The organism is Streptomyces sp. NPDC054841, assembly GCF_053611045.1.
Genome location: NZ_JBSGZO010000544.1, coordinates 1 through 5,245 on the forward strand (window position 1 = coordinate 1; position 5,245 = coordinate 5,245).

3 protein-coding genes are annotated in these 5,245 nt (G+C 70.3%); all 3 read left to right on the forward strand.

Annotated features, from left to right (window positions below):
* Positions 1–147 precede the first annotated feature (147 nt).
* Entirely contained in the window at positions 148–1,887 is a 1,740-nt protein-coding gene (locus tag ACWGI8_RS38750) for an N-acyl-D-amino-acid deacylase family protein (RefSeq protein WP_453668136.1), read from the forward strand.
* Between the two features lie 17 nt (positions 1,888–1,904).
* Positions 1,905–3,374, forward strand: a complete 1,470-nt coding sequence (locus tag ACWGI8_RS38755) for an aldehyde dehydrogenase family protein (protein ID WP_453668138.1) — start codon at positions 1,905–1,907, stop codon at positions 3,372–3,374.
* A 234-nt stretch (positions 3,375–3,608) separates the two neighbouring features.
* Complete coding sequence (locus ACWGI8_RS38760) at positions 3,609–5,186, forward strand: APC family permease (RefSeq protein WP_453668137.1); 1,578 nt, start codon at positions 3,609–3,611, stop codon at positions 5,184–5,186.
* The last annotated feature ends 59 nt before the right edge of the window (positions 5,187–5,245 follow it).

The following is a 5,245-nucleotide window of genomic DNA, read 5'->3' on the forward strand; positions in this document are numbered from 1 at the left end:
ACCCCGCCCCCCAGACCGCGGGCGGCGTCTTCCCGGACCGCCACCCGCGCCGGCCCCGGTCGGAGGCATCGCCGTGGCTGCGGCCGGCCACGACGGCCCCTGGCCGGGGCGCAGACATACCCGCCGCACGCGAAAGGGACGCCCACCATGCTCGACCACCTCATCACGCGCGCAACCGTCGTCGACGGCACCGGCGCCCCCGCCTACGCCGCCGACGTCGGCCTCCGCGACGGCCGCATCGCCGTCATCGCCGAGCCGGGCACCGTCACCGAAGAGGCCCGGACCAGCGAGGACGCGCACGGCCTCGTCCTCGCGCCCGGGTTCGTCGACCCGCACACCCACTACGACGCGCAGCTCTTCTGGGACCCCTACGCCACCCCTTCCATGAACCACGGAGTGACGACCGTCGCGGGCGGCAACTGCGGATTCACCCTCGCCCCGCTCAACCCCGACCGTCCCGAGGACGCCGACTACACGCGCCGCATGATGTCCAAGGTCGAGGGCATGTCCCTGGTCGCGCTCGAAGAGGGCGCGCCCTGGAACTGGCACACCTTCGGCGAGTACCTGGACGCCCTCGACGGCCGTATCGCCGTGAACGCGGGCTTCATGGTGGGCCACTGCGCGCTCCGCCGGCACGTCATGGGCCCGGACGCGGTCGGCGGCAAACCCACCGCCGCCCAACTCGATGACATGCTGCGGCTGTTCCACGACGCCATGGACGCCGGCGCCTGGGGTCTTTCCACCACGCAGTCGTCCACCCACTCCGACGGTGACGGGAAGCCCGTCGCCTCCCGGCACGCCGATCCCGCCGAACTGCTCGCCCTCTCCCGCGCCGTCGCGGAGCACGAGGGCACCCAGCTCGAAGCCATCGTCGCGGGCTGCCTCGACCAGTTCAGCGACGACGAGATCGACCTCTTCGTGGAAATGAGCGCCGCCGCGGGGCGGCCCCTCAACTGGAACGTCCTCACGATCGACGCCGCCGTACCCGAGCGCGTCCCCCGCCAGCTCGTCCCGAGCGAACGCGCCCGTAAGGCCGGCGGCCGGATCGTCGCGCTGACCATGCCGATCCTCACCCCCATGAACATGTCGCTGGGCACCTTCTGCGCGCTCAACCTCATCCCCGGCTGGGGCGAGATCCTCTCCCTCCCCGTCCCGGAGCGGATCGAGAAGCTCCGCGACCCGGATGTCCGTGCCGGGATGCTGCGCCGCGCCGACTCCAAGGAGGCCGGAGTCTTCCGCCGCCTCGCCAACTTCGGCCGGTACGTCATCGGCGACACGTACAGCAAGGAGAACGAGGGCCTGAGCGGCCGGGTCGTGAACGACATCGCCGCCGAACGCGGCCAGGACGCCTTCCAGTGCCTCGTCGAGATCTGCGCCAACGACGACCTTCGTACGGTCCTGTGGCCCATGCCCACCGACAACGACCCCGCGAGCTGGGCGCTGCGCGCCGAGACCTGGCAGCACGAGGACATCATGCTCGGCGGCTCCGACGCGGGCGCGCACCTGGACCGGATGTGCGGGGCGCCGTACACCACCCGCTTCATCGGCGACTGTCTGCGCGGGCGGAAGCTGGCCTCGCTGGAGCAGGCGGTGAAGATGCTCACCGACGACCCGGCGCAGCTCTTCGGTCTGCGCGAACGCGGCCGGATCGTGGAGGGCTTCCACGCCGACCTGGTCCTCTTCGACCCGGAGCGGATCGACGCGGGCCCGGCGACCCTCGTCCACGACCTGCCGGGGGACAGCCCGCGGCTGGACTCGCGGGCGGTCGGCATCGTGTCCGTACGCGTCAACGGCGTGGAGACCATCCGCGACGACGAGGTGACGGGGGCGATCCCGGGCCGGGTGCTGCGGTCGGGCCGTGACACCAGGACGGTGAGCACGAGGTGAGCGACGGCCAGTACGGAATGAGCAAGCCGCAGCGGCTGTACATAGGCGGGGAGTGGGTCGAGCCCGGCCTCGGCCACTACGAGGTGATCGACCCGGCGACGGAGGAACCCGTCGGTCTGGCGCCCGAGGCGAGCCGGGACCAGGCGTACGAGGCCGCGGCCGCCGCCCGGGACGCCTTCGAGTCCTGGTCCGGTACGGCCCCCGAGGAGCGGGCGGCGATCCTGGACCGGGCGGCGGATGTGATCCAGCGCGAGTTCGAGACGTACGCGGAACTCGCCCGGGCCGAGACGGGGGCGACGACCGGCACCGCCCGCGGCATGCAGGTCGCGGTCGGGGTGTCGCGCTTCCGGCGGTACGCGAAGGGCGCGCTGGAGCCCGTCGAACAGGGCCTGCCCCCGCAGATCAACGAGGCGGGCCCGATGGGGAAGGCCGGGATCTTCGGCGCGCTCGCCGCCCGCCGCCCGGTCGGCGTGGTCACCTGCATCACCTCGTACAACAACCCGTGGGCGAACCCGGCCGGCAAGGTCGCGCCCGCCCTCGCCATGGGCAACACGGTCGTGGTGAAGCCCGCGCCGCAGGATCCGCTCTCCGTCTACCGGATGGCGGAGGCGCTCGCGGAGGCGGGCGCGCCGCCGGGTGTGGTGAACGTCGTCTCCGGAACCCGTACGGAGGTGGGGGAGGCGGCCGTCGACTCGCCGGACGTCGACATGGTCAGCTTCACCGGCTCCACGGCCGTCGGTCAGCGCATCGGCGAGGTGTGCGGCCGTGGCATGAAGCGGCAGCTGATGGAGCTGGGCGGGAAGGGCGCGGCGCTCGTCTTCGACGACGCCGATCTCGACTCCGCGGTGATGGGCATCGGTACGACCTTCGCTTTCTACAGCGGCCAGATCTGCACCGCGCCGACCCGCGTCCTCGCCCAGCGCGCGGTGTACGACCGGCTGATCGAGAAGCTGACGGCCTACCTCGGCTTCATGAAGGTCGGCGACCCGGCGGCGCGGGGCACGGTCGTCGGCCCCGTGATCTCCGCGGCCCATCGCGACCGGATCGAGTCGTACATCGAGCTGGGGAAGAAGGAGGGCGCGCGGCTGGTCGCGGGCGGCGAGCGCCCCTGCGGCCCGGACTTCGCGCGCGGCTTCTACGTCGCTCCGACGCTCTTCGCGGACTGCACCAACGAGATGCGTGTCGTACGGGAGGAGATCTTCGGCCCGGTGGTGGTCGTGGTCCCCTTCGAGGACGAGGAGGAGGGCGTCGCGCTCGCCAACGACAGCGACTACGGACTGATCGACTACGTCTGGTCCGGGGACGCCGCGCGGGCCTTCCGGGTGGCGCGGCGGCTGCGGGCCGGCGGGGTCGGGATCAACACGATCGGCCGGAACATGGAGGCACCGTTCGGGGGGTTCAAGAAGAGCGGGGTGGGACGGGACGTGGGTTCGTACGCCCTGCACGCCTACAGCGAGACGCAGGCGATCGTGTGGCCGGGCGGCTGAGCCCCTGGTGACTGAGACATGAACCACTGGAAAATTTCCAAAAGGGCATAACGGGCACAGCTGCGGTTTTCGCAATCCGGAACGTTTCCCTTTGGACCTAAAAATGCATCGACATGTGTCCCTGCTGGCCTTTCAATCAGCGATCGAAAGGGATTCAGGCGGGCAGTATCCAAGGGGAGATCGTCGGAATCCAAGCTTCCGGATACGGGAACCGCAGCACTTAACGTCCTCTTCATGACTCAGCTGGAGACGCGGCCCCAGGCCGGAGACACGGTACGGGGACGTTCTGAAGGGGGCGTCCGCACCCATGGGGGCGTTCGCACCAAGGGACTCGGCGGCAATTCCGTCGGCCTCATGGGCAGTGCCGTCATCGGTATCTCGACGGTCGCCCCCGTGTACTGCCTGACTTCCACACTCGGCTCGACGGCCGGCGAGGTCGGGCTGCAGATGCCCGCCGTCTTCCTGGCCGGCTTCCTGCCGATGCTCCTGGTCGCCTTCGCGTACCGCGAGCTCAACAAAATCATGCCGGACTGCGGCACCTCCTTCACCTGGACCGTGAAGGCCTTCGGCCCGCGGATCGGCTGGATGTGCGGCTGGGGCCTGGTCATCGCGACGATCATCGTGCTGTCCAACCTCGCCGGCGTCGCGACCTCCTACTTCTGGCTGCTGGCCGGTGAGATCTCGGGCAGCGAGGCGATCGCCGCCCTGGACGACAACAAGGCCGTCCACATCCTCACCTGCCTCACCCTGATCGCCGTCGCCACCGCGATCAGCTACCGCGGCATGACCGCCACGAAGGGTGTGCAGTACGCCCTCGTCGGCCTCCAACTCGTCGTCCTCGCGGTGTTCGTGGCGATGGCCCTCCAGAAGGCCGGAAGCGGCGCCCTCGACACCGGCGTCAGCTTCTCCTGGTCCTGGATGAACCCTTTCGCGGTCCAGTCCTTCGCGGCCTTCACCGCGGGTCTCTCCCTGTCGATCTTCATGTACTGGGGCTGGGACGCCTGCCTGTCCACGAACGAGGAGACCACCGGCTCCGCCAAGACCCCCGGCCGTGCCGCGCTCGTCGCGATGGTCGTCCTGGTCGGCTCGTACCTCGCCACCGGTGTCGCCGCGCAGATGGTCGTGGGTTCGGGAGACAAGGGTCTCGGCCTCGCCAACCCGGAGACCTCGGACAACGTCTTCGCCGCGCTGGCCGGCCCGGTGATGGGACCGGTCCTCGGCATCGCGCTCTTCGTCGCCGTCCTGGCCTCGGCCGCCGCCAGCCTCCAGACGACGTTCATCCCGGTCGCCCGCACGGTGCTCGCGATGTCCGCGTACGAGGCTCTCCCCGCGTCCTTCGCGAAGGTCCACCCCCGCTTCAAGGTCCCCGGCAAGGCCACGGTCGTCGCGGGCGTCGCCACCGGCGCGTTCTACACGGTCATGACCCTGGTCAGCGAGAACGTCCTGGTCGACACGATCTACGCGCTCGGCCTCATGATCTGCTTCTACTACGCGCTGACCGCCTTCGCCTGCGTCTGGTACTTCCGGGGCGAGCTGACGAACTCCGCCAGGGACGCGCTCTTCAAGGGCGTCCTGCCGGCGCTCGGCGGCCTCATGCTCACCGCGGTCTTCGGCAAGACCCTGTACGACATGTGGGACCCGGCCTACGGCTCCGGCTCCGCGGTCTTCGGTGTCGGCTCGGTCTTCGTGATCGGCGTCGGCCTGCTGCTCCTGGGCGTCGTGATCATGCTGGTCATGCAGCGCCGCAGCCCGGCGTTCTTCCGGGGCGAGGTCCTGACGAAGGAGACCCCGTCCCTGGTCGTCGCGGACTGACCGCGCCTGCGCCCTCCGTCTCCGGCTGAAAGCTCCGGGCCCGGCCCCCATCCCCCGGG